17 protein-coding genes are annotated in these 23,185 nt (G+C 59.3%); 10 read left to right on the plus strand and 7 right to left on the minus strand.

Annotated elements, in window-relative coordinates:
• Position 1: 1 nt before the first annotated feature.
• Positions 2–2,905 (minus strand): DNA translocase FtsK, encoded by a 2,904-nt coding sequence (locus ACKXF9_RS04595; RefSeq protein ID WP_418265438.1) that lies wholly within the window; start codon positions 2,903–2,905, stop codon positions 2–4.
• 336 nt (positions 2,906–3,241) lie between these two features.
• Complete coding sequence (locus ACKXF9_RS04600; protein ID WP_249237980.1) at positions 3,242–3,922, minus strand: ClpP family protease; 681 nt, start codon at positions 3,920–3,922, stop codon at positions 3,242–3,244.
• Positions 3,923–4,199: 277 nt separating this feature from the next.
• Here ACKXF9_RS04600 and ACKXF9_RS04605 point away from each other — a divergent pair, with 277 nt between their 5' ends.
• The 5 genes from ACKXF9_RS04605 to ACKXF9_RS04625 all read left to right on the plus strand — a co-directional run bounded on the left by ACKXF9_RS04605 (position 4,200) and on the right by ACKXF9_RS04625 (position 9,604).
• Positions 4,200–4,841, plus strand: coding sequence for a redox-sensing transcriptional repressor Rex (locus tag ACKXF9_RS04605; RefSeq protein ID WP_339395461.1), 642 nt, complete (start codon positions 4,200–4,202; stop codon positions 4,839–4,841).
• A 162-nt stretch (positions 4,842–5,003) separates the two neighbouring features.
• A complete protein-coding gene (locus ACKXF9_RS04610; RefSeq protein ID WP_249237982.1) occupies positions 5,004–5,618 on the plus strand; it encodes a thymidine kinase in 615 nt (204 codons plus the stop codon).
• 601 nt (positions 5,619–6,219) lie between these two features.
• On the plus strand, positions 6,220–7,602 hold the full coding sequence (locus ACKXF9_RS04615; RefSeq protein WP_339395462.1) for an ABC transporter substrate-binding protein: 1,383 nt from the start codon (positions 6,220–6,222) through the stop codon (positions 7,600–7,602).
• Between the two features lie 204 nt (positions 7,603–7,806).
• Positions 7,807–8,736, plus strand: a complete 930-nt coding sequence (locus tag ACKXF9_RS04620; RefSeq protein WP_418265439.1) for a carbohydrate ABC transporter permease — start codon at positions 7,807–7,809, stop codon at positions 8,734–8,736.
• Between the two features lie 10 nt (positions 8,737–8,746).
• Positions 8,747–9,604, plus strand: coding sequence for a carbohydrate ABC transporter permease (locus ACKXF9_RS04625; protein ID WP_005942942.1), 858 nt, complete (start codon positions 8,747–8,749; stop codon positions 9,602–9,604).
• Between the two features lie 104 nt (positions 9,605–9,708).
• Here the strand turns inward: ACKXF9_RS04625 and ACKXF9_RS04630 are convergent, their stop codons facing one another.
• Positions 9,709–10,527 (minus strand): helix-turn-helix domain-containing protein, encoded by an 819-nt coding sequence (locus ACKXF9_RS04630; protein ID WP_418265440.1) that lies wholly within the window; start codon positions 10,525–10,527, stop codon positions 9,709–9,711.
• A gap of 224 nt (positions 10,528–10,751) precedes the next feature.
• Here ACKXF9_RS04630 and ACKXF9_RS04635 point away from each other — a divergent pair, with 224 nt between their 5' ends.
• Both ACKXF9_RS04635 and ACKXF9_RS04640 read left to right on the plus strand, forming a co-directional pair.
• Entirely contained in the window at positions 10,752–12,308 is a 1,557-nt protein-coding gene (locus tag ACKXF9_RS04635) for a glycoside hydrolase family 28 protein (RefSeq protein WP_418265441.1), read from the plus strand.
• A 4-nt stretch (positions 12,309–12,312) separates the two neighbouring features.
• Positions 12,313–13,458 (plus strand): glycoside hydrolase family 88/105 protein, encoded by a 1,146-nt coding sequence (locus ACKXF9_RS04640; RefSeq protein ID WP_418265442.1) that lies wholly within the window; start codon positions 12,313–12,315, stop codon positions 13,456–13,458.
• Between the two features lie 478 nt (positions 13,459–13,936).
• On the opposite strand, the gene ACKXF9_RS04645 is transcribed toward ACKXF9_RS04640, so the two are convergent.
• Positions 13,937–14,374: a MarR family winged helix-turn-helix transcriptional regulator gene (locus ACKXF9_RS04645; RefSeq protein ID WP_249237987.1), complete on the minus strand. Its 438-nt coding sequence runs from the start codon at positions 14,372–14,374 to the stop codon at positions 13,937–13,939.
• A gap of 59 nt (positions 14,375–14,433) precedes the next feature.
• Complete coding sequence (locus ACKXF9_RS04650; RefSeq protein ID WP_418265443.1) at positions 14,434–15,789, minus strand: citrate/2-methylcitrate synthase; 1,356 nt, start codon at positions 15,787–15,789, stop codon at positions 14,434–14,436.
• Positions 15,790–16,150: 361 nt separating this feature from the next.
• Between ACKXF9_RS04650 and ACKXF9_RS04655 the strand changes: the two genes are divergently transcribed.
• Both ACKXF9_RS04655 and ACKXF9_RS04660 read left to right on the plus strand, forming a co-directional pair.
• Positions 16,151–16,837: a methionine synthase gene (locus ACKXF9_RS04655; RefSeq protein ID WP_249237989.1), complete on the plus strand. Its 687-nt coding sequence runs from the start codon at positions 16,151–16,153 to the stop codon at positions 16,835–16,837.
• Positions 16,824–19,256 carry a homocysteine S-methyltransferase family protein gene (locus ACKXF9_RS04660; RefSeq protein WP_418265444.1) on the plus strand — a complete coding sequence of 811 codons (2,433 nt, stop codon included), beginning with the start codon at positions 16,824–16,826 and terminating at the stop codon, positions 19,254–19,256. The genes ACKXF9_RS04655 and ACKXF9_RS04660 overlap by 14 nt, the downstream gene beginning before the upstream one ends.
• A 674-nt stretch (positions 19,257–19,930) precedes the next feature.
• On the opposite strand, the gene ACKXF9_RS04665 is transcribed toward ACKXF9_RS04660, so the two are convergent.
• Together ACKXF9_RS04665 and ACKXF9_RS04670 are read right to left on the minus strand one after the other, a co-directional pair.
• Positions 19,931–20,479 carry a phosphatase PAP2 family protein gene (locus ACKXF9_RS04665; RefSeq protein WP_418265445.1) on the minus strand — a complete coding sequence of 183 codons (549 nt, stop codon included), beginning with the start codon at positions 20,477–20,479 and terminating at the stop codon, positions 19,931–19,933.
• A gap of 212 nt (positions 20,480–20,691) precedes the next feature.
• Positions 20,692–21,651 carry a carbohydrate kinase family protein gene (locus tag ACKXF9_RS04670; protein ID WP_418265446.1) on the minus strand — a complete coding sequence of 320 codons (960 nt, stop codon included), beginning with the start codon at positions 21,649–21,651 and terminating at the stop codon, positions 20,692–20,694.
• A 205-nt stretch (positions 21,652–21,856) separates the two neighbouring features.
• Between ACKXF9_RS04670 and ACKXF9_RS04675 the strand changes: the two genes are divergently transcribed.
• Positions 21,857–23,155 carry an MATE family efflux transporter gene (locus tag ACKXF9_RS04675; RefSeq protein ID WP_418265447.1) on the plus strand — a complete coding sequence of 433 codons (1,299 nt, stop codon included), beginning with the start codon at positions 21,857–21,859 and terminating at the stop codon, positions 23,153–23,155.
• Positions 23,156–23,185: the final 30 nt, after the last annotated feature.

Genomic DNA, 23,185 nt, shown 5'->3' on the forward strand with positions numbered 1-23,185 from the left:
TTTATTCCTCCGGCTGGTTCATCTGCTGTTCGATCCACTGCTGGCGGCTGATGAGCACTGCGCGGGGCTTGGCACCCTCGTAGGGGCCAATGACGCCTTTCTGCTCCATTTCGTCCATGATGCGGGCCGCGCGGGCGTAGCCCAGCTTACAGCGGCGCTGCAAAAGGCTGGTGGAGGCCTGACCGGCATCGATGACCACCTCCACGGCCTGCTTGAACATGGGGTCGCTGTCCGGCTCTTCGTCCGTATCCGCACCGCTGCTGCCCTTTTTGCCGTCCTGAATGGCGTGCTTTTCCATGGCCTCGATCATGGCTTCATCGTACTGCACGGTGCCGCTCTGCTTGATGAAGTCCAGCACACGGCTGATCTCCTCATCCCGCACAAAGGTGCCCTGAATACGGGTAGGCTTGGGTGCACCCACCGGCATGAACAGCATATCGCCCATGCCCAGCAGTTTTTCGGCACCGGAGCCGTCCAGAATGGTGCGGCTGTCCACCTGACTGGACACCGCAAATGCGATGCGGCTGGGGATGTTGGCCTTGATCAGGCCGGTGATGACGTCCACGCTGGGGCGCTGAGTGGCCACGATCAGGTGCATGCCGGCCGCGCGGGCCTTCTGGGCGATGCGGCAGATGGAGTCCTCCACATCCTTGCCCACCACCATCATCAGGTCGGCCAGCTCATCGATGATAATGGCGATGTAGGGCATCTTTTCCAGCTCCGGCCGTTCTGCGGCCAGCTTGTTGAAGGACTTGATGTCACGCACATTGTTCTCCGCAAACAGGCGGTAGCGGCGCTCCATCTCCTGCACGGCGCTGCCCAGCGCACCGGCGGCCTTTTTCGGCTCGGTGACCACCGGCATCAGCAGATGGGGAATGCCGTTGTACTCGGCCAGCTCCACCACCTTGGGGTCGATCAGCAGCAGCTTCACGTCCTCCGGGCTGGAGCGGAACAGCAGGCTCATGATGATGCTGTTCACGCACACCGATTTGCCGCTGCCGGTGCTGCCCGCGATCAGCAGATGGGGCATCTTGCACAGGTCTGCCACCTGAGCCACACCGGCAATGTCCTTGCCCAGTGCAATGCCCAACGGTGAGGTCATGCGCAGAAAGCTCTGGCTCTCGAACACGCTGCGGATATACACGGGGGTCTTTTTATGGTTAGGCACCTCGATGCCGACGGCGGGCTTGCCGGGAATGGGCGCTTCCATGCGCACGTCCGCCACCGCAAGGTTCAGTGCGATATCGTCCGCCAGCGAGGTGATGCGGCTGATCTTGACGCCCGCCATGGGCTGCACCTCGTACCGGGTGACGGAGGGGCCCCGGGAGATGTCCAGCACACGGGTGCGCACGCCAAAGCTTTCCAGCGTGTCCACCAGCTTCTGGGCATTGGCTTTCAGCTCTTCCTGCGCACCGGGGTCGGTCTCGTCCTGCGATTTTTCAAACAGCTCGATGGGCGGGTACTGGTACTGATAGGTATCCACCGGTTCGGTCTCGTCCACAGGGGCCGCTGCCGCGGCCTGCTCGGAGGCGGCAGGCTTTTCCATTGCCGCTGCCACCAGCGTGCTGATGTCCTTTTCCTCCACCGGATCAGCAGTAATGCTGATCCAGCCGTCCTCATCCGGTGCGCTGCGCATGGCCGCCGCGTTTTCTGCACTGACACGGGCGGGTGCCGTCGGCACAGCGGGCTGGATGGGTGCCGCGGGCATTTCCGGCGTGATGGCCGCTGCCGGAGCTTCCGGCGGGACGGTGGGCATCACCGGTGTATCAAAGCTTTCTGCCGCGGGCTGCACCGGCTGTGCGGCCTTTGCAAAGAAGTCGGACGCATCCGTTTCCACCGCATCTGCCACGATGGGCTGTGGGGCAGGTCCGGGGGCCGGGCGCAGCGGGTTCTGCCCAAAGGTGCCGCCCGGGCCCACGATGAGCGGCTCGATGGGCTCGCTGCCGCCCTCCTTTACCTCAGTGTGGTCGGGGCCAAGGTCTACGTCAAAGGAAGCCCGGGGCCGGGATACCCGTACCTGCACCGGCGTGATGGCCGGGGCGGCAGGTTCCGGCTGGGCAAGCGGCTGGCCGGAAGTGTCTGCGGGCGGCTCCGGCTGCGGGGCTGCCTCCGGCTCCTCCGCTTCCATCTCTTCGGTCACCTTGTGGCCCCAATGCCGGATGCCGTTCAGCCAGTCCGGCACACCGATATGGAACGCAGGGCCGGCCGGTTCGTCCTCCGGCTCCTCTTCCTCATATTCGTCTTCGGCTTCCTCCTCGTCCTCCTCGGCCTCTGCCGCCCGGGCGGCCGCACGTTCCGCACGGCGCTCCGCGCTCTGCCGGGCAAGGGCGGCACCCTTTGCGTGCACCCCGCCGAATGCGGCACACAGCCACTGCCAGACCTCTGCCGGAGTCAGGTCAAAAATGTACAGACTGACGCAGAGCGCCAGCACCGCCATGATCAGGTTTGCCGCCGGTCTGCCGCAGAGCAGCAGCAGATTGCCGCCCAGCAGTGCGCCCAGCGCGCCGCCGCCCAGCCATGCATTCACGCCGTTGGCATAGCAGGCGGCAGTCATCTGGAATGCAGACATGCCCTGCGGCTGGATATCCGAAAAAACGATCACGGTCCCGCAGGCAAACACCAGCCCCAGGATCAGCTTGAAGATCGGGGGCAGAAGGTCTTCGCCCCGGGTATACTGCACAGCAAGGCAGCACACGGCTGCGCCCAGCACAAAGCTGCCGCAGCCAAAAAGTCCGAACAGCACATCGTGCAGGGCCTTCCATGCCGAATCTCCCTCCACAAAGGCCAGCACCACCAGCAAAAGGCCTGCGAACAGGGTGCCAAGCCCTGCCGGGAGCCGCTGTTCGGCACGCTTTTTGCGCGATGATGCACGCCGTGTTGTTGTTTTACGTTTTCTTGTCGCCATTCTTCTCTGTTCCCCACACTTGTAGTAGACACACTATTTGATTTTATTATTGTACCACGCAGGGAAGAAAATGGCAAACCTATTGTTGTACAAATTTCTTCAGCCCGGCAGGCCAGCAGGGAGCTTTCTCCGCGAACAGCGACAGGTTGCGGCACCCAGCATCCGCTTCGCTATCGCTTGCGTCTTGCTGGCCGCTGCCCCAACAGCTTCTCCCTGTTTTCTGCCGCGGGCAGCGGTCGTCGCTGTTGCAAGACTCCAGTCCCGCCCTACTGCCTGCGGCAGCAGGGTCCCACCCCCAGGACATTCGCTGGAGAAACTATCTGCCGTCCTGTCTTCTTACTCTTTTTCGATTTCTTTATACAGCCACGCCAGCGCATCCGAAAGCCCGCCCAGCTCGTCGATGAGCTTTTCCTTCACGGCCCGGCGTCCGTCCAGCACGGTGCCCATGTCCATCACCAGCTCGCCGGTGTGGAGCATCAGGTCGGTGTAGCGCTTTTCGGTCATGCCGCTGTGGGCCGCCACAAAGCCGGTGATGCGCTGCTGCATCTGCTCAAAGCTGCGCATGGTCTGCGGCACCCCCAGAATGACGCCGGAATGCCGCACCGGGTGCACGGTCATGGTGGCTGTGGGCACAATGAAGCTGCGCCGGGCGCTGACGGCAAGCGGGATGCCGATGGAGTGCCCGCCGCCCAGCACCAGCGTTGCGCTGGGCTTGGATACGCTGGCGATCAGCTCCGCCAGCGCAAGGCCCGCTTCCACATCCCCGCCCACTGTGTTCAGCAGCACCAGCAGGCCCTCGATGCGGGGGTCCTCCTGCGCGGCCACCAGCTGCGGGATGACATGCTCGTACTTCGTGGTCTTCTGGCCCTGCGGTGCTTCCGAATGGCCTTCGATCTGGCCGATGACGGTCAGGCAGTGGATGACATGCCCGCCGCGGGCCAGCGTGACCGTGCCCAGATCCTCAATCTCTTCTTTTTCCAGCCGACCTGCGTCGGTCTGCTGCGTTTCATCGTTCATATGCTTTCCTCCTGCGTTTTTTGTCAGCATTCCCCGGCCTGTGCCGGGCTATACAGACCCGCCGCAGCAAAAAAACGGTAACATTTCATAAAATTTTTTTGAGAATGATTTGACATTCTCCATCAGTGCTGTATACTTTAAATAATTGACTGTAATATCTGCAAACTGTAATATCTGCAATATGAACCCGTAAACGGATCGGGGTTTCTCTGCGCCGCATCTGTAAAGCAGGCAGCTGCGGCAAGTACTGCGATAGAGCGAAAGGAGAAAGTATTCTATGAGCACCCCTGCAAAGGCTTCGCTTCCCGTTATCAAGCGTCTTCCCAAATATTACCGCTATCTGCGCTCTCTGCAGGAAGACGGCATCAACAGCATTTCCTCCCGCGAGCTGGCTGCTCAGATGGGCACCACTGCTTCGCAGGTACGACAGGACTTCAACTGCATCGGCGATGTGAATGGCCGGCAGGGCATCGGCTACTCGGTGGAAAACCTGCTCTCCATTCTGGAAGGCCTGCTGTTCGGCAACGGCGACCGCCTGCCCACCATCCTGATCGGCTGCGGCCGTCTGGGCAAGGCAGTGAGCCGCTTTATCACCACCGATACCAACGGCTACCGCCTGATCGCCGCCTTTGATGTGGCACAGAGCGAGGTGGGCAAGGAGATCAGCGGCATCCAGATCCGCCATATCGACGAGCTGGAGTCTTTCTGTGCCGAGCATCACCCCAAGGTCGCAGTGCTCTGTGTGCCCCGGGACGGTGCGGAGCAGGTCAGCGGCCGTCTGGTGGATCTGGGCATCGAGGGCTTCTGGAATTTCTCCCACTATGACCTTTCGGTGTCGTATCCCGATGTGGTGGTGGAGAACGTCCATCTGGGCGACAGCCTGATGAGTCTGGGCTACCGCCTGCGCAATCAGGACTGAACGTACCTATTATAAGTAATAAGAGAACCCTCTCAGTCAAAGCCTGAGATGCCGCCGAACCCTCTCAGTCTCGCATACGCTCGCCAGCTCCCCTATCGGGGGAGCTGGCAAAGCCGTCAGGCTTTGGCTGAGAGGGTTCGTTCTGTAAGGAGAGTTTTTCAAATGGCAAAACTGTATTTCCGTTACGGCGCGATGAACAGCGGCAAGAGCACCGCCCTGATGCAGGTGGCCCACAACTACGAGGAGCAGGGGATGCGGGTGCTGATCCTCAAGCCGCAGGTGGATACCAAGGGCGGTGGTGAGCTGGTCAGCCGTCTGGGCGTCCGCCGGAAGGCCGATCTGCTGATCCCGCCGGAAACGGATGTGTTCGAGGCGGTGCGTCAGGCCAACAGCACCGCTGCCCTTGCCTGCGTGCTGTGCGACGAGAGCCAGTTCTTCACCCCGGAGCAGGCCGAGCAGCTGTTCATGGTCACGGTGGACCTGAACATCCCGGTGATCTGCTACGGCCTGCGGGCAGATTTCTCCCTCAAGGGCTTCCCCGGCTCCACCCGGCTGCTGGAGCTGGCCCACACCATCGAGGAAATGAAAACCATCTGCACCTGCGGCCGCAAGGCCATCTGCAACTGCCGCAAGGTGAACGGCAGATTTGTCTTTGAGGGCGAGCAGGTGGCCATCGATCTGGAAAACGATGTGCAGTACGTGAGCATGTGCCCCCAGTGCTATTTTAAGGCAAAGCGCGCGTTCTACGCCGAAAAAGCTGCTTCGCAGGCTGACTGAAACTTGTATACAAGGCTGCTGTGTCCAACGACACGGCGGCCTTTCTTTTTTATCCCCGGCCTGCAGGCGCAGTCCACGCAGCAGCGCAAAATATGTCGCTGTCGGTGCTTTTTCACCCCCCAAAAGGGCGAAGAAACACCGATTTCCATGCCCGCAGACCGGTGCTGGGGGACCGCCGCAAACAATTGATATATCAGAGTGAACATTTTTTGCGCTATTGATATATCAGTTCAAAGGCTCCCATCCGGGCTTTTTAAGCGGTTGTTCGTCCACAATGTATGCAACGCTTCCACGTTCTGAAACGGAATGTTTACAAAAATATTGCAAAATTCGACGTTCCTCCTATGATGCATCCCAGTTTTCTATGCAAAATAGCGAAGTATACATGTTGCACAGTTTTTCGAGCCAAGTTTATTCATTTCAGCGAAGGCGTCAATTCTTGCGCGAAAACAAGAGCAATATTTGTACGTTTTTTGTTTAGATATCTGCAATTTGCGTCTTTCTTTTTGGCTGTTGTTTTGTTATCATAATTGTATACAACGGGGTATGTGCAGAACCCCCGTTCGAGATGATGTTTTCTGTATTTAGGAGGAGAACGAAAATGAGCAAGGCAATTTCTCGTCGTGATTTCATGAAGGTCACCGGCGCTGTGGGCGCTGCCGGCCTTCTGGCTGCCTGCGGCGGCAACTCTGCTGCATCCAGCTCTGCTGCTTCCACCGCTCCCGCTGCTTCTGCAGACGAGAGCCTGGCACTGTCTGACGGCCCTGTTTCCATGACCATCAGCTGGTGGGGCGGCGACAGCCGTCACGAGGCTTACCAGAACGCCATCAAGGAGTTCCAGGCTGAGCACACCAACATCACCATCGAGCCCACCTTTGCCGCATGGTCCGGCTGGGAAGAGAAGATGGCAGCTGCCTTCATCGCAGGCAACGCACAGGATGTGTGCCAGGTGAACTGGAACTGGCTGTACAACTACTCTGCCGACGGCAGCAAGTTCGTGGACCTGAACACCGTTTCCAAGTTCCTGGATCTGACCCAGTGGGATGACGCTGCCATGGACGCCTGCTACGTTGCAAACAGCCAGCAGTGCGTGCCTGTTTCCATGACCGGCCGTATCTTCTTCTGGAACATGACCACCTTCAACAAGGCTGGCATCACCGAAGTTCCCAAGTCTCTGGATGATCTGATGGCTGCCGGCAAGGCATTCAAGGAGAAGCTGGGCGACGATTACTACCCCATGCACCTGGGCGCATACGACCGTATGATCCTGATGGTCTTCTACCTCGAGTCCAAGTACGGCAAGGACTGGGCTGACCCCGTCACCTCTACCCTGAACTACACCGAGGACGAGATCGCTGAGGGCATCGACTTCATCAAGAGCCTGGTGGACGGCCACGTCATGATGAACCTGAAGACCTACTACTCTGCAAACTCCGATACCGCTACCCACCAGTCCAACGAGTGGATCACCGGTAAGATCGCAGGCATCTTCGAGTGGGATTCCGCTGCTTCCAAGTACTCCTCCGCTCTGGATGACGCCAACAAGGACGGCTTCACCGTTGGCGAAGAGATCAAGTTCGGCGACAACAACGGCGGCTTCTCCAAGGTCTCCATGGGTCTGGCCATCACCAAGACCAGCAAGTGCGTTGCCGAGGCTGCTACCCTGATCAACTTCCTGCTGAACGAGGAAAAGGGCGCTTCCATCATGGGTTCCGAGTGCGGCATCCCTGCTTCCAAGGCTGGTCTGGCTGCTGCTCAGGCTGCCGGCGCTGTCAAGGATCTGGTTGCTGAGGCAAACGCCAAGGTCATGGCTTTCACCACCAACAAGCTGGATCCCCTGTTCGAGAACAACGACCTGAAGGCTTCCGGCACCGGCATCTATCAGGAAGTGTTCGATACCGTTGACTACGACGGCGTTGCCGGCGCAGACGTTGTTGACACCCTGCTGGACGGCATGGAGTCTGTTGGCTACACCATCGGCTAAGTTCCATTTTTGAGTGCCGCTGTGTGCGGTCACGCACAGAAAAGGGCACCCTTTGACTGAACCCGAGGGGCACCTGCCGCCCGACCGGCAGATGCCCCTTTTTTGTCAGGGATATATTACAAAATCTTGACAAAGCTGTATCCAGTCTGTTACCCCTTCGTCCGTCTCATGCTCCGAAATTCCTTAAAAAGGAGGATTTCCCAGATGAAAGAAAGCAATGCTCCCGCCATCGGGCGCACCCCGTTCCAGAAGTGGCTGGACAAATATCAGGGTCTGTTTTATCTGATCCCCTGGATCATCGGTTTCGTCGTCTTTAAGGCAGTTCCCTTCGGTCAGTCGCTGTACTACAGCTTCACCGATATGAACTTCTTCGAGAGCGGCACCAAGTTCGTTGGTCTGGCCAACTACATCACGGCCTTTACCACCACCAAGATCACCAAGGCGCTGATCATCACCTTCAAGTACGCCTTCATCACCGTGCCGCTGAAGCTGGTCTTTGCGCTGTTCATCGCATACATCCTGAACTTCAAGATCGCATGCGTCAACCTGTTCCGTACTGTGTACTACATCCCCTCCATTCTGGGCGGCTCTGTTGCTATCGCCGTTCTGTGGAAGGCTGTGTTCAGTGTGGACGGCCTGCTCAACACCGTTCTGCGCGCTGTCACCTTTGGTCTGGTGCAGGGCCCCGAGTGGCTGTCTGACCCCAGCTACGCGCTGTGGATCATCTGCTTTTTGCGCATCTGGCAGTTTGGTTCTGCCATGGTGCTGTTCCTGGCTGCTCTGAAGGGCGTGCCTGCCGACCTGTACGAGGCTGCCACCATTGATGGTGCCGGCAAGTGGCGTCAGTTCTTCTCCATCACCGTTCCGATGATCACCCCCATTATCTTCTACAACCTGGTCACTCAGATCTGCCAGGCTTTCCAGGAGTTCAATGGCCCGTACATCATCACCAACGGCGGCCCCCGTGGTTCCACCACGCTGATCTCTCTGCTGGTTTACAACTACGCATTCAAGTCTTATGACATGGGTATGGCATCCGCTCTGGCATGGATCATGTTCATCATCGTCTGCATCCTGACGATCATTGCATTCACCAGCCAGAAGAAGTGGGTCTACTACTCTGACGAAAGGTAAGGTGACCAGTATGGGAATGAAAGCATCGAACAAAATCGCGACCTTCTTCAAGTATTTCGTCCTGATCCTGGTCGGCGTCATCATGATCTATCCTCTGCTGTGGATGATCAGCGCTACCTTTAAGGACAACAGTGAGATCTTTGCAGGCATCAGCCTGTGGATCAAGCACCCCACTCTGGATGGCTACCGCGGCGCTCTGAACAACTTTGGCGGTTCCATCAACATCCTGCAGGCCATGCTGAACACCTACAGCTACGTTATCCCCAAGGTGATCTGCACGGTGGTCTCCGCCTGTGTGGCTGCCTACGGCTTTGGCCGCTTCGATTTCCCCGGCCGTAAGCTGATGTTCAACATCATGCTGGCCACCCTGTTCCTGCCGCAGGTCGTTCTGAACGTGCCGCAGTACCTGCTGTACAACAAGTTCGGCTGGCTGGACAGCCCCTTCTATCTGGCCATCTGGGTGCACTGCGCATTTGCCACCGAGACCTACTTCGTCTACCAGCTGGTGCAGTTCATGCGCAATGTCCCCCGTGATCTGGACGAAGCTGCCGCCATCGACGGCTGCTCCTCCTTCCAGACCCTGTACAAGGTCATCGTGCCCATGCTGGGTCCCGCTCTGGTGTCCTGCGCACTGTTCCAGTTCATGTGGAGCTGCAACGACTTCATGGGCCCGCTGCTTTACGTCAGCACCCCCGGCAAGTATCCCATGTCCCTGTTCGTCAAGCTGTCCATGGACGGTGATACCGGTTTCGCCTGGAACAAGATCCTTGCTCTGTCGCTGATCTCCATCCTGCCGCAGCTGATCGTTTTCTTCTGCGCACAGGACCAGTTCGTTGAAGGTATCTCTGCCGGTGCCGTCAAGGGCTAAGCCCCGCGCACAAGCATAAGATCTCTGATACAAACACCCCCTGTGCCGTTCCCGTAGATGGCACAGGGGGTGTTTTTGATGATGTATTCGCCGCAGCGGAATGATCATTTCTTATGTCCTTTGCGGTACTGCAGCGGGCCGGTGCCCATCACCTCGCGGAATACCCGGCGGAAATGGGCGGCGCTGGCAAAGCCGGTCTGCTCTGCCACCGAGCTGATGGATAGCTCTGTGGTCTCCAGCAGCTTCTGGGCCGCTTCGATGCGGCGGTTGTTGATGTAATCCACGATGGACTGGCCTGTCACACGCCGGAACAACCGGCTCAGGTAGTAGGGCGAAAGATAAAACTGCGCCGCTACCTCGGTGAGGGAAAACTTCTGCCGGTAGTTGGCCGCAAGGTAGGCGCAGATCTGCTCCACCGTCTCGTTGCGGGGGCGTGCCACGGCACTGCTCTCTGCAAAGCACTCCTGCTCCACGTAGTGCAGGATCAGCAGCAGGTACAGCGGACCGGGATAATCCTGTTCATCCATTGCACTGCTCATCATTTCCAGCAGGGTGCGTATCCGGCTGGTCCACTGCACCGGTGCATACAGCACGGTGCGCTCCCCGGGCGCAAACAGACGCGAAAAATCCCGCCCTGCCGTGTTTTTCAAATCATGCAGCATCCCCAGCGGAAAATGGCACCCCACGATCTGGGGCACGGCGCTGCCGGTCTGCAGAAAGCTGCAGCCGCCCGGGCCCAGCAGCACAGCGCTGCCGGGGTTTACCAGTACGCTCTGACCGCCCGATTCCAGCATCACGCTGCCTTCGGACACCAGCAGCAGATAACAGGTGTCCTCGTCGGGCAGCAGCTCGTGGCGGTTTGCATTCAGGCGCAGGGTGGCAGCGGCCACCTTGCCGGTGATCTTTTCACGTTCTGATCTCATAATACACTTCTCATCATCTTCCGAGGGAAAACCCTCTCCGTCATCGCTGCGCGATGCCACCTCTCCCAAAGGGCGAGGTTTTATGCATTTGACCGTTCCGCTCCATAAAAGCTCCCCCCTTTCGGGGGAGCTGGCAAACCCAAAGGGTTTGACTGAGAGGGTTCTTTTTCATCATACCATGCCCAAGGCATTTGGGCAAGACAAAACCATCAGGAGGTTCTCTCATGAATCTGTCGCTTATCCGTTCCATGACGCGCAGCGCTGTTTTCGAGCTGGAAAACGACCTGTGCTACCGTCCGGCCCATCCGTTCATCGTCACCCTGAACGGCAGGACCGTCTACGAAGCCTGCAATACCAACGTGTTCTCCCTGTTCTCCCTGCTGCCCGGCACGGAATACACGGTGGGCGTGCAGGCTGAGGGCGAGAGCCTGACCTGCACCTTTACCACCGAGGCCGAGACCTTCTTTGTGGATGCATCCCGCTACGGTCTGGTGGCCGACGGCACCACGGACAACACCGGCAAGCTGCAGGCTGCCCTGTCCACCTGCCCCAAGGGCGGCACGGTGTATGTGCCGGCGGGCCGTTACCGCACCTGCAGCCTGTTCATGAAGAGCTGCACCACCCTGTACCTTGAAAAGAGCGCTGTGCTGCTGGGCGACAACGACCGCACCCACTATCCCATCCTGCCCGGTGTGCTCCCCAGCGAGAACGAGGTGGACGAATACTACCTGACCGGCTGGGAGGGCAACCCCCTGAGCAGCTTTGCCGGCCTTTTGAACATCACGCAGGTGCATGACGTCGTTGTGACCGGCGAGGGCACGCTGGACTGCGACGCGGAGAACGGCGACTGGTGGGTGACGCCCAAGATCAAGCGCATCGCATGGCGTCCCCGTGCCGTGGCCATGGTGGACAGCGAGAACGTCTGCCTGCACGGCATCACGGTGCAGAACAGCTACTCCTGGACCATCCACCCCATCTTCGTCAAGCACCTTGACCTGCTGAACTTCAACATCAACAACCCCTACAACGCCCCCAACACCGACGGCATCGACCCCGAAAGCTGTGAGTACATCCGCATCATCGGCGTGAACATCCATGTGGGCGACGACTGCATCGCCATGAAGGCCAGCAAGGTGTTCCTTGGCATGAAGCTGAAAAAGAGCTGCGAGCACACCGTCATCCGCAACTGCCTGTTGGACAAGGGCCACGGCGGCATCGTCATCGGCAGCGAAATGAGCGGCGGCGTCAAGGATATGGTGGTCACCCAGTGCCTGATGGACCACACCGACCGCGGCCTGCGGGTCAAGACCCGCCGCGGCCGCGGCAACACCGCCGTCATCGATGGGCTGGTGTTCCGCAATGTGGAAATGCGCGGCGTCAAGGCTCCCTTCGTTATCAACATGTTCTATTTCTGCGACCCGGACGGCCACGGCCCCTATGTGCAGTGCCGCGACGCCATGCCCGTGGACGAGTACACCCCCAAGCTGGGCAGCCTGACCATGGAGGACATCGTGGCCACCGACGCCCAGTTCGCCGGCTGCTACTTTGACGGCCTGCCGGAGCAGCCCATTGAGCGCGTTACCATGAAGAATGTCACCATCACCTTTGACCCCAACGCCAAGGAAGGTCAGGCCGCCATGGCAGATAACCGCCCGCTGGTGAAGAAGCTGGCCATCTATGCCGAAAACGTCAAGGAGATCGACCTGCACAACGTCAAGATCGAGGGCTACGAGGGCGAACGCCTGCATTTTGCCAACGTCGGCCATTTTGAGGAGGACTGAAACCATGACCCATGAAGAGATCCTGTCCATGCTGGGCGACTACGTGGACTATCTGATCGCCAATTCCAGCGCCGAAGCACCCATGTGGAACATCGAAAAGGTGCGCAGCGGCAAGCCCAACAAGTGGAACTACATCGACGGCTGCATGATCACCGCCTGCCTGAGCCTGTACAAGACCACCGGCGACGAGAAGTACCTGCGCTTTTCCAAGAACTTCATCGACTGGTTCGTGCAGGAGGATGGCTCCATCAAGACCTACGAGCCCAGGGAGTACAATCTGGACAACGTGAATCAGGGCAAAAACCTGTTCACCCTGTACGATATCTTTGGTGACGAGAAGTACCGCAGAGCCATTGACACCATCCGCAGCCAGCTGGCCACCCAGCCCCGCACCAAAGAGGGCAACTTCTGGCACAAGGACATCTATCCCTGGCAGGTGTGGCTGGACGGCACCTACATGGCCCAGCCCTTCTATATGGAATACGAGACCCGCTTCAACAAGATGCAGGGCTGCATCGACAGCTACAAACAGTTCATGAACATCAAAAAGCACATGAGGGACGAAAAGACCGGCCTGTACTACCACGGCTACGATGAGAGCCGTCAGATGTACTGGGCCGACCCCGTCACCGGCTGCAGCCCCAACTTCTGGCTGCGTGCCATGGGCTGGTTCATGGTGGCGATGGTAGACGTGCTGGAGCGGATGGACGAGCAGCTATATAATGAGTACCGCGGCATCATGGCAATGCTCAAGCAGACCATCGAGGATGTGCACAAGTTCCAGGACGAGGAGACCGGCATGTTCTGGCAGGTGATGGACCACCCCGGTGTGGAGGGCAACTACCTCGAGACCAGCGGCACCGCTCTGTTCGCTTACGCCGTGCTCAAGGGCGTGCGTCTGGGCTACCTGCCCAAACGCATGGCGGCATGGGCCGAAAAGGCCTTCTACGGCACCTGCGACAAATACCTTTCCAAGAACCCGGACGGCAGCCTGCAGCTGGACGGCATCTGTCTGGTGGCGGGTCTCGGCGGCAAGGATCACCGCGACGGCTCTCTGGCTTACTATTTCAGCGAGCCGGTGGTCTGCAACGACGCCAAGGGCGTGGGCCCGCTGGTGCTGGCCTACACCGAAATGATCGCCAGAAAGTAAAACTTTCAACAGCAAGGCCCCGCTCCTGTGGAGAACAGGGGCGGGGCCTTGTTTGCTGCCGAAAAGTATGTTAAACTGAGAGTGCCGCTTCGGCGGTGTTAAGGTGTTGTCTGCATAAAAGGTGGTCTAGCTCCCTCCGGCAAGCTTCCGGGAGGATGTGAAAGCCTTATTGTTGTTCCTCCCGGACGCAAACGCGAAAGGGGGGATGCCTCATGAAGTTGGAAGACGTTCTTCAGCTGCTCGTCGTCATCGGCGGGACAGTCGGAATTACATTTCAGATCACATGGGCAATCTTCAAGGAAATCCATAACAATAAGAAATGACCGCCCCAGCCTTCCAAACAGTGAACGGTCATTTTCTTATTGACTTACTAGCCAGAGGGAGCTGACCATTGCGGGCAGCACCTTTTCTATTTTCAGTATAGTGATTTTCTGCCCGCCTGTCAAGCGGGCTTTTTGTATTGCAGAGCAAAACAGGTTCAGCTGTTCTTCTCCCGCTCCTCCTGCAATACAGCCGTCACCTTCTGCATGATGTCCACAGCACGGCGCAGCTCGTCGTCGCCCAGCTCCGTGCGCAGGCGGGCATAGCAGCGCTTCATAAAATCGCGTTCTTCGGCCATCAGCTCCACGGCCTTGCTGGACAGCTCCACGTAGGTGCGGCCCGCCTCGCGGTCGGTCTTCCACGCCACAAGGCCCTTGTCCTGCAGTTTTTCCACCGCCTTGGACAGCTCGGTGATCTTCAGCCCCATCACTGCAGCCAGATCTGCCAGATAGATCGTTTGCTCCGGATGCTGGTCGGCCTCCATCTTGATATAGTACAAAATCAGATAGTCGGCCCGCTGGATGGTATTGAACACCCTGTCTGCATCAAAATTGTGCAGAAAGAACCATTCTTCCGGGTGATGTTTCAGTTCCATATCGTTTCCTCCTTCAAAAGCGGTTTTTTGTCCTCGATCCTGCTTGCAAAAGCAGCATCTTACCGTTCATTGCGGCGGATATATTCGTGGTCGCCGCCAAGGCTCTTGTAGGCCGGGCGGATGATCTTGTTGGCACTGAGCAGCTCCTCAATGCGGTGAGCGCTCCAGCCTGTCACACGTGCCACGGCGAACAGCGGGGTGTACAGCTCCATGGGGATGCCCAGCATATCGTAGACAAAGCCGCTGTAAAAGTCCACGTTGGGGCTGACGCCCTTGAAGATTTTGCGCTCTTCTGCGATCAGCTGCGGGGCCATCGTCTCGATCTTGTTGTAGAGGGCAAGGTCTTTGTCCCGGCCTTTTTCGTGGGCCAGCTGCTCCACATAGCCCTTGAACACCACCTCGCGGGGGTCGCTGAGGGAGTAGACCGCGTGGCCCATGCCGTAGATCAGGCCCTTGCGGTCAAAGGCCTCGCCGTGCAGCAGTTTTTTCAGGTAGGCTTCCAGTTCCTCGTCGTCCTCGGTGTCGTGCAGATTTTCGCGGATGTTCTGCATCATCTGCATCACCATCAGGTTGGCGCCGCCGTGGCGCGGGCCCTTGAGGGAGCACAGCGCTGCCGCCATGGCAGAGTAGGTATCGGTGCCGGAGGATGTGACCACACGGGTGGTAAAGGTGGAGTTGTTGCCGCCGCCGTGCTCTGCATGCAGCAGCAGGGCCACATCCAGCACCCGCGCTTCCAGCTCGGTGTACTTCATATCCGGGCGCAGCATCCGCAGGAAGTTCTCTGCGGTGGAAAGCTGGGGGTCCGGACGGTGGATGTACATGCTTCCGTCCTTTTCGTAGTGGTTGTAGGCGTGGTAGCCATACACGGCCAGCATGGGGAAAATGCCCGTCAGCTGGATGCTCTGGCGCAGCACATTGGAGATATCCAGATCGTTGGCCATGGGGTCGTAGGAGGCCAGCGTGAGCACGCTGCGGGCCATGGAGTTCATGATATCATGGCTGGGGGCCTTCATGATGACATCCCGGGTAAAGTTTGTGGGCATGGTGCGGCACTCGCCCAGCACCCGGCAGAACTCATCCAGCTTTTCCTGCGTGGGCAGTTCACCGAACAGCAGCAGATAGGCCGCCTCTTCAAAGGCGAAACGGCTGCCGGACGATCCCCGGATCAGGTCCTTGACATCATAGCCGCGGTAAAGCAGCTGGCCGTCCGCCGGCTTTTTTACGCCGTTCACATACTGAAAGGCGCGGATATCGGAAATATTCGTCAGACCCGCCAGCACGCCCTTGCCGTTTTCGTCGCGCAGGCCCGCCTTGACGCCAAATTCCCGGTAGAGATCTTTGGCGATGCGGTCATGCTCGGCACACAGCGGCTGCTGCTGGTCGAAATATCCCATCACGTTCTGCAGATGATCCATAGGTGTGTTGCTCCTTTCCCATTGCCGTCAGTTTGCGCTCACTTGGCAGGCCATCAGGAAACTTCCTGCCGTCCTGCCCGAAAAAACCGTATTGATTCGGGACGGCATTCACTTACATTCAGAATACTCTTCCAGATTACAAAAAGGATATTTCGGTGTCAAGGTACTGTTTGTAAATAAAAAAAGAACAAAACCGGAAAGCAGAAAAGCTGCCGGATGCGTGTTTGCCCGTTTGAAGAGAGTCAGAACGCAGCGGAGGTCGGTTTAAATCGCTTTCTTTCTCTGTGCGGGATTGCGAAAATCCCACAGGTGCGGTATACTTAAGACCACTTTATTTTAAAAAAGCAGGGAGGTGCGGTGGATGATCGGTGCTCCAAGGCCGCTGCCGCTGGCAAAACCGGCAGCCATTGATACAGCACAGGCCGCACGGTATTTTGGTGCCCGCGGTGAGCCGGACGAAAAAACCATGGCGCTGCTGGAAACATGCGCCCTGCCGCTGCTGGCGGCGGCAACGCCCCGGGCGGTCTGGCTGGAAGCGGACACGGCTGCCCTTGCCGAAGCAGGCATCCTGCGGGGTGGGGACGTGATGCGCCATCTGGAAGGATGTCCGCAGGCGGTGCTGCTGGCTGTGACGCTGGGCCCCGGCGTGGATGCACAGATCCGCCGCGCCGGTGTGGGCGATATTGCGGCGGGCGTAGCCTCCGACGCGCTGGGCAGCGCGCTGGCTGAGCAGGCCGCAGACGCGGCAGAAGCGGAGCTGCGCCAGTGGGCCGCAAAAGAGGGAAAGTATCTCACCGGGCGGTTTTCGCCCGGCTACGGTGACTGGGATATCGCGGTACAGCCGCTGGTGGCAAACGCGCTGGACACGGTGCGCCGTGCAGGCCTGTGCGTCACCGACACCAATCTGATGACCCCGCGCAAGAGCGTGACGGCCATTCTGGGGGTCAGCGGCCACCCGGTAAAGGGAAAACTGGCCGGGTGCGGCCACTGCGTGCTGCGCACCCGCTGCGAATACAGAAAGAGGGGAAAGACCTGTGCAAGCGAGTGAACTTTTCAAACAGAGCAATACCGTCCTGCTGGATGGCGGCATGGGCACCATGCTGCAGGCTTCGGGCCTGAAGCTGGGTGCAAAGCCGGAGGAACTGAACATCACCAACCCGGAGCTGATCGAGAGCATCCATGCAAAATATGCCGCTGCGGGCAGCCGCATTGTCAACGCCAACACCTTTGGCGCATCGGCCCACAAGCTGGCGGGCAGCGCCTACAGTCTGGAAGAGATCATTGCGGCGGGCATCGCCAACTGCAAGCGCGCCTGTGCGCCCTACGGTGCCCTGACCGCGCTGGACGTGGGCCCGCTGGGCGAGCTGCTGGAACCAAGCGGGACGCTGGCCTTTGAGGATGCGGTGAGTGAATACGCCCGCATCGTCCGGGCAGGCGCTGCCGCCGGGGCCGACCTTATTTTCTTCGAGACCTTTACCGACCTTTACGAGCTGAAAGCCGCTCTGCTGGCCGCAAAGGAAAACAGCACCCTGCCCATTCTGGCCAGCATGAGCTTTGAAGCCGGCGGGCGCACCTTTACGGGCTGCACGGTGGAAAGCTTCGGCGTGACCGCCCGCGGTCTGGGTGCCAACGCGGTGGGCATCAACTGCTCGCTGGGCCCCAAGGAGATCTTCCCCATGGCAAAGCGTCTGGCGGAGGCTGTACCCGGCGATTTCCCGGTGTTCGTCAAGCCCAATGCGGGCCTGCCCCGGGCCGACGGCAGCGGCTACGATATCACCCCGCAGCTCTTCGCCATGGAAATGAAGCCCTACCGGGAGCTGCATCTGTTTGCGGCGGGCGGCTGCTGCGGCACCACGCCGGAGTTCATCAAGCTGCTGAACAGCGTTTTTGCAGGCTGCGTACCCGGCCGTCCGGCCCACAAAATGCCCTCGGTGCTCTGCACGCCGGTGGACTTTGTCAACGTGGACGGCATCACGGTGGTGGGTGAGCGCATCAACCCCACGGGCAAAAAGCGCTTCCAGCAGGCACTGCGGGAAGAGGATATGAACTACGTTCTGGAGCAGGCGGTCAGTCAGGTGGAGGCCGGTGCTCAGGTGCTGGACGTGAACGTGGGCGCGCCCGGGGTGGACGAGCCTGCCCTGATGCCCAAGGTGGTCAAGGCCCTGCAGAGCGTCACCAGCCTGCCGCTGCAGCTGGACTCCTCCAATGTGGAGGCGCTGGAAAACGGTCTGCGCGTGTACAACGGCAAGCCCATCGTCAACTCCACCAACGGCGAGCAGGAAAAGCTGGACGCGATCCTGCCCCTGTGCAAAAAGTACGGTGCGGCCATCGTGGGCCTTGCCATCGATGAGCGGGGCATCCTGCCTGCCGCCGAGGACCGGGTGGCCATTGCCCGCCGCATCACGGAGGCGGCCCTTGCCGCAGGCATCCCACGGGAGGACATCTACATCGACTGCCTGACCCTGACCGCCAGCGCCCAGCAGAAGGACGTTCTGGCCACCGTGCAGGCACTGGAAGCCTGCAAAAAGGAGCTGGGTGTGCGCACCATTCTGGGTGTGTCCAACATCAGCTTCGGCCTGCCCTGCCGCCCCTATCTGAACACCACCTTCCTCACCATGGCCATGTACGCCGGGCTGGACCTTGCCATCATGAACCCTTCCAGCGAGGAGATGATGGCGGCGGTGTATGCTTACAACGTGCTGACCAACCGCGATCCGCAGAGCACCAAGTACATTGAGCGGTATGCCGACCGTGTGCCTGCATCCGCAGCCATCCGGCAGGCCGCGCAGGCGGTGCCTGCGGCTTCGGCATCCGGTGAGAGCGCAGAGCTTACCGGTCCTTATGCGGGCCTGATGAAGGCGGTGGAAAAGGGCCTGAAGGGCGATGCTGCCGCCCAGACCAAGGCACTGCTGGCCGAAAAGCAGCCGCTGGAAGTGGTGGACGAAGCACTGATCCCGGCGCTGGACATCGTGGGCGCAAAGTACGAGAAGGGCACGCTGTTCCTGCCGCAGCTGCTGCAGGCCGCAAGTGCGGCCCAGAGTGCCTTTGAGGAGATCAAGAATGTCATTGCCCAGAAGGGCGAGGGCAGCGCCAGCAAGGGCCGCATCGTGCTGGCCACCGTCAAGGGCGACGTGCACGACATCGGCAAGAACATCGTCAAGGTCATTCTGGAAAACTACGGCTTTGAGGTGATCGATCTGGGCCGTGATGTTCCGGTGGAGACGGTGGTGAACACCGTGCGGGAAAAGAATGTGCATCTGGTGGGCCTTTCCGCCCTGATGACCACCACCCTCAAGAGCATGGAGGAGACCATCGCCGCCCTGCACGAAGCGGGTTTGGACTGCAAGATCATGGTGGGCGGTGCCGTGCTGACCCCGGAATATGCCGAGAAGATCGGCGCGGACTGGTACGCCAAGGACGCCAAACGCAGCGCCGACATCGCCAAGGAATTTTTCGGGGCGCAGTAAAAGAGCGAAGGAGCGGTGTGCCGGAAGCTTTCTCCTCAGACACGAATCGGGCCATTCCATCGCCCGCCCTATTGCCCTTCGGGCAACAGGGTCCCACCCCAGCGGACGGTCTTCGGAGAAACTTCCGGCCCGCCGCCCCGGTAAGCTGGGGCCCTTTGAAAACACCGGAAAATCTATTTGCAAATTGTTCAAAAACTCCACAAAGAAATGCCACGATTGTCTGGTAGTATAAGGGTGCAGTCAGGGAGATGCAAAGACACCTCCCAAAAGCCGACAAGGGCTTTCCTCTGCGGGGGCCGGTGCTTTGGGCACGACCCAGCAGATCCTTATTAAAACACTGTCCCCCGTCCCATGCCAGGCAATAGCCCGGGCGGCGGACAGACTACCAAATCCCTCCTGATCCACCGCAAAGTTCGGGAGTTCCCATACCGCAGCCAGCACCGCTTTATCCTCCTTTCCACGGTGCTGGCTGCTTTTGTTTTTGCCTGAATGCAAGAGAACGATTGGGAATAGCCGCCGCGTGCGCTTTGGCTGTTTTAGCGGAAACTCTATTATCATTAGTTGAGCCTCGGAAAAATCTGCGGATTTTTCCGAGGCTCTTTTTCACGGATAGGGTCGAAGCGAGATACTTCATCTGAATGCAAAAAGCAAAGCGAGAACGAGATGAAATTGGTTTATACAGCTCGTTTTACTTCGCTGCGTTTCGCCCATTTGTTGCTGATCTTATCTGCCAGCAGGGAGCCGCAGGCCCCCACTGCAAGGCCCAGTGCCACGCCGCCCAGAATGTCGGTGGGGAAATGTACATACAGGTACATCCGCGTGAAGCCGATGAACCCGGCCAGCACAAGAGCCGGGACGCCGAGCCTGCGGTTCTGCAGCCAGAGCGCAAAGGCAGCGGCAAAGGCGGAGGACGTGTGTCCGGAAGGGAAGGACCAGCCATGCGGCCGGGCCACCAGCGTGAGCATCTCCGGCCGGAGGTCGCAGGGGCGCGGGCGTGCGAACAGCGGCTTTAAGGCGCAGTGGCCCGCCAGCATGTAAAGCCCCAGCGCCAGCGCCATGGCCAGCCCGGCCCGGCGGGTGCGCCGGAACGCCAGCAGCACCGCCGTGAAGGCGATCCAGATCTCGCCGTGGGCACCGGCCTGATCGAAAAACACCGCCAGTGCATCCAGCACCGGACAGCGCAGAGCCTGCAAGGCATCCAGAAGGGTAAATTCAAAGGACATGGATAAAGCCTCCCTGCTTGTTGTTCTTGCCCTTATGGTAACATGGAACCGGGCAGAGAATAAGAACAAGGCTTGTACAAAGGATAAACAAATCTTAAACCGGCAAAAAAGATGTCGGAAACAGCACAAAACTGGAATATAGAGACGCAATACTACAAATTGTAAATAGAAAAGAAGCCCTGCGGTGCTGGACGCAGGGCTTTTTGCATCCTTTACTGCATCTGGTCAAGGGTGGGGTAGCTGTCGATGGCACCGTGCTGCTGCACGCTGATGCCGCAGAACTGGTTGGAAAAGGCAAGGTACTCGCAAAGACGGGCCCGGCTCAGCTTTTCCAGCTTGTTCCGCGTCACGCCGTCACGTTCCAGCTGCCACAAAAAGGAGCCGATGAAGCCATCGCCCGCACCGGTGGTGTCCACAGCCCGGACTTTCTGGCAGGGGGCAAAGCCATGGGCGGTGCGGGTGTAGGCGTGGGCACCGCTGCTGCCGCAGGTGTAGACCACCAGCTGCACATCACCCACGAACAGCTGCGGCAGGGCGGCTTCGATGTCCGCCGTGCCGGTGAGAAATTCCAGCTCTTCATCCGAAATTTTGAGGATGTTGGAAAGCGGCAGGAACTGCAGCACCGTCCCGCGCAGCATGTCGCGGTCCGGCCAGAAGGGAAAGCGCAGGTTCGGGTCAAAGCTGACGATGCTGCCGACCTCCCGGGCGGCGGAGATGGCCGCAAGGTGAGCGTAGCGCATGGGACTGTCCACCAGCGAGACACTGCAGAAGTGCAGGGCAAAGGCATCGGCAAACCATGCCGGGTCGATCTGCTCCGGAGAATAGAGCAGGTCCGCCGAGGGCTTGCGGTAGAAGCTGAAGGTGCGGCTGCCGTCCTCTTCCAGACTGACAAAGGCAAGGGCTGTGCTGGCCTTGTCGGTAAAGGCCAGATGGGAGAGGTCGATGCCGCAGTCTGCCAGCTCCCGGGCGATCTTATGGCCGAAGGGGTCATCGCCCAGCTGGCTCAGAAAGGCGCTTTTGCCGCCCAGCCGGGCGAAGGCTGCGCACACATTGGCCGGTGCGCCGCCAGTGCGCGGGCTGAACGAGGGCACCTCGTCAAAAGAGCAGCCTGCTCTGGACGGGATCATATCAATGAGTGCTTCGCCAATGGAAAACAGTGTGCTGCCGGACATAGAGAACCTCCCAAATTAAGATGCTGGAAATAAAAGGCTTCCCCCGGCGCGGGGGATGGCTTTGTGACCGCTCCCAGTGTAAGGGTCAGAGCCCGGGCTGTCAATGCTTTTTTGCACGGTACAGGGCGTTTTTGTGTTGACTTGCATTTTGGGGTGTGCTAAAATATGCCGGTATGCGTAAAAAATGCCATGAAAGGGAACTTGGATGAACCTGACAAAGCAATTCTTCAAATATGTATCGCAGAACATTTTCGGTCTGCTGGGCACCTCGTGCTACATTCTGGCCGATACCTATTTTATCTCGCAGGCGGCGGGCACCGACGGCGTTACCCTGCTCAATCTCTGCCTGCCCATCTACAACTTCATCTTTGCTATTGGTGCCATGGTCGGGCTTGGCGCGGCTACCCGCTACGCCATCCTCAGGGCACAGGGCGATAAACGCTGTCAGCGGTATTTTTCCAATGCCATCTTCTGCGCCTGCGCGCTCAGCGTGCCGTTTTTGCTGGCGGGCATTTTTGCGCCGGGCAGCCTGCTGCGGCTGATGGGCGGCGACGCGGAAATCGTGGCGCTGGGCATTCCGTATGCCCGCATTTTCCTTATGTTCACGCCGTTTTTCATGTGCAACTACATCGTGTCGGCCTTTGTGCGCAACGACGGCGACCCCTCCCTTGCCATGGTGGCTACCCTGAGCAGCAGCCTGTTCAACGTGGTATTCGACTACATCTTTATGTTCCCCATGGGTCTGGGGCTGGCCGGTGCGGCGCTGGCCACCGCCGTGTCTCCCATCATCAGCATTTCCATCTGCAGCCGGCACTTCTTTAAAAAGGAGAACGGCGTGGAGTTCGTGCGCCGGATGCCCTCGGTGAAGCTGCTGGGGCAGAGCTGCCAGCTGGGCATTTCCGGCTTTGTGGGCGAGATGAGCTCCGGCGTTACCACCACCGTGTTCAACCTTCTGCTGCTGGGGCTGGCGGGCAATGTGGCCGTGGCGGCCTATGGCGTGGTGGCAAACTTTGCGCTGGTGGCAACGGCCATCTTCAACGGCGTAGCACAGGGTGCACAGCCGCTGGTGAGCGAGTGCTACGGCAAAGGCGACCGGGCGGGGGCCAGAAAGCTGCTGCTTCTCGGCAGCGGCACAGCGCTGGTGTTGGCCGCTGTGCTGTACAGCGTGGTCTTTGGTGCCACCGATGCGCTGGTGGGCATATTCAACAGCGAGAACTCCGTCCGGATGGCCCAGTTTGCCCACATGGGGATGCGGCTGTACTTTGTCGGCTACTTCTTTGCCGGGTTCAACATCGTGGCGGCGGGCTACCTGAGCGCTACCGACCGCCCGGCAGAGGCGTCCATCACCTCCATCTGCCGCGGCATGGCAGCCATCGTGGTTTGCTCGCTGGTGCTGAGCCGCCTGTTCGGCATGAACGGCGTATGGGCGGCGTTCCCGGTGTCGGAGCTGCTGACGGCCCTGCTGACCCTGTTCCTGCTGCTGCGGCGAACAAAGACAGAATAAGGCACGAATGCCCCACGGGGATGCGGATAT

This window comes from Faecalibacterium sp. 9 (genome assembly GCF_048320955.1).
In the GTDB taxonomy this organism is placed as follows: Bacteria; Bacillota; Clostridia; order Oscillospirales; family Ruminococcaceae; genus Faecalibacterium; species Faecalibacterium wellingii.

Bases quoted from the DNA above. Each gene is read 5' to 3' on its own strand.
- ACKXF9_RS04675 (WP_418265447.1), top strand. From the start codon at position 21,857: ATGAACCTGACAAAGCAATTCTTCAAATATGTATCGCAGAACATTTTC.
- ACKXF9_RS04645 (WP_249237987.1), bottom strand. From the start codon at position 14,374: ATGGAACTGAAACATCACCCGGAAGAATGGTTCTTTCTGCACAATTTT.
- ACKXF9_RS04670 (WP_418265446.1), bottom strand. From the start codon at position 21,651: ATGTCCGGCAGCACACTGTTTTCCATTGGCGAAGCACTCATTGATATG.
- ACKXF9_RS04625 (WP_005942942.1), top strand. From the start codon at position 8,747: ATGGGAATGAAAGCATCGAACAAAATCGCGACCTTCTTCAAGTATTTC.
- ACKXF9_RS04610 (WP_249237982.1), top strand. From the start codon at position 5,004: ATGGCAAAACTGTATTTCCGTTACGGCGCGATGAACAGCGGCAAGAGC.
- ACKXF9_RS04665 (WP_418265445.1), bottom strand. From the start codon at position 20,479: ATGTCCTTTGAATTTACCCTTCTGGATGCCTTGCAGGCTCTGCGCTGT.
- ACKXF9_RS04615 (WP_339395462.1), top strand. From the start codon at position 6,220: ATGAGCAAGGCAATTTCTCGTCGTGATTTCATGAAGGTCACCGGCGCT.
- ACKXF9_RS04630 (WP_418265440.1), bottom strand. From the start codon at position 10,527: ATGAGATCAGAACGTGAAAAGATCACCGGCAAGGTGGCCGCTGCCACC.
- ACKXF9_RS04600 (WP_249237980.1), bottom strand. From the start codon at position 3,922: ATGAACGATGAAACGCAGCAGACCGACGCAGGTCGGCTGGAAAAAGAA.
- ACKXF9_RS04595 (WP_418265438.1), bottom strand. From the start codon at position 2,905: ATGGCGACAAGAAAACGTAAAACAACAACACGGCGTGCATCATCGCGC.
- ACKXF9_RS04635 (WP_418265441.1), top strand. From the start codon at position 10,752: ATGAATCTGTCGCTTATCCGTTCCATGACGCGCAGCGCTGTTTTCGAG.
- ACKXF9_RS04650 (WP_418265443.1), bottom strand. From the start codon at position 15,789: ATGGATCATCTGCAGAACGTGATGGGATATTTCGACCAGCAGCAGCCG.
- ACKXF9_RS04620 (WP_418265439.1), top strand. From the start codon at position 7,807: ATGAAAGAAAGCAATGCTCCCGCCATCGGGCGCACCCCGTTCCAGAAG.
- ACKXF9_RS04605 (WP_339395461.1), top strand. From the start codon at position 4,200: ATGAGCACCCCTGCAAAGGCTTCGCTTCCCGTTATCAAGCGTCTTCCC.
- ACKXF9_RS04640 (WP_418265442.1), top strand. From the start codon at position 12,313: ATGACCCATGAAGAGATCCTGTCCATGCTGGGCGACTACGTGGACTAT.
- ACKXF9_RS04655 (WP_249237989.1), top strand. From the start codon at position 16,151: ATGATCGGTGCTCCAAGGCCGCTGCCGCTGGCAAAACCGGCAGCCATT.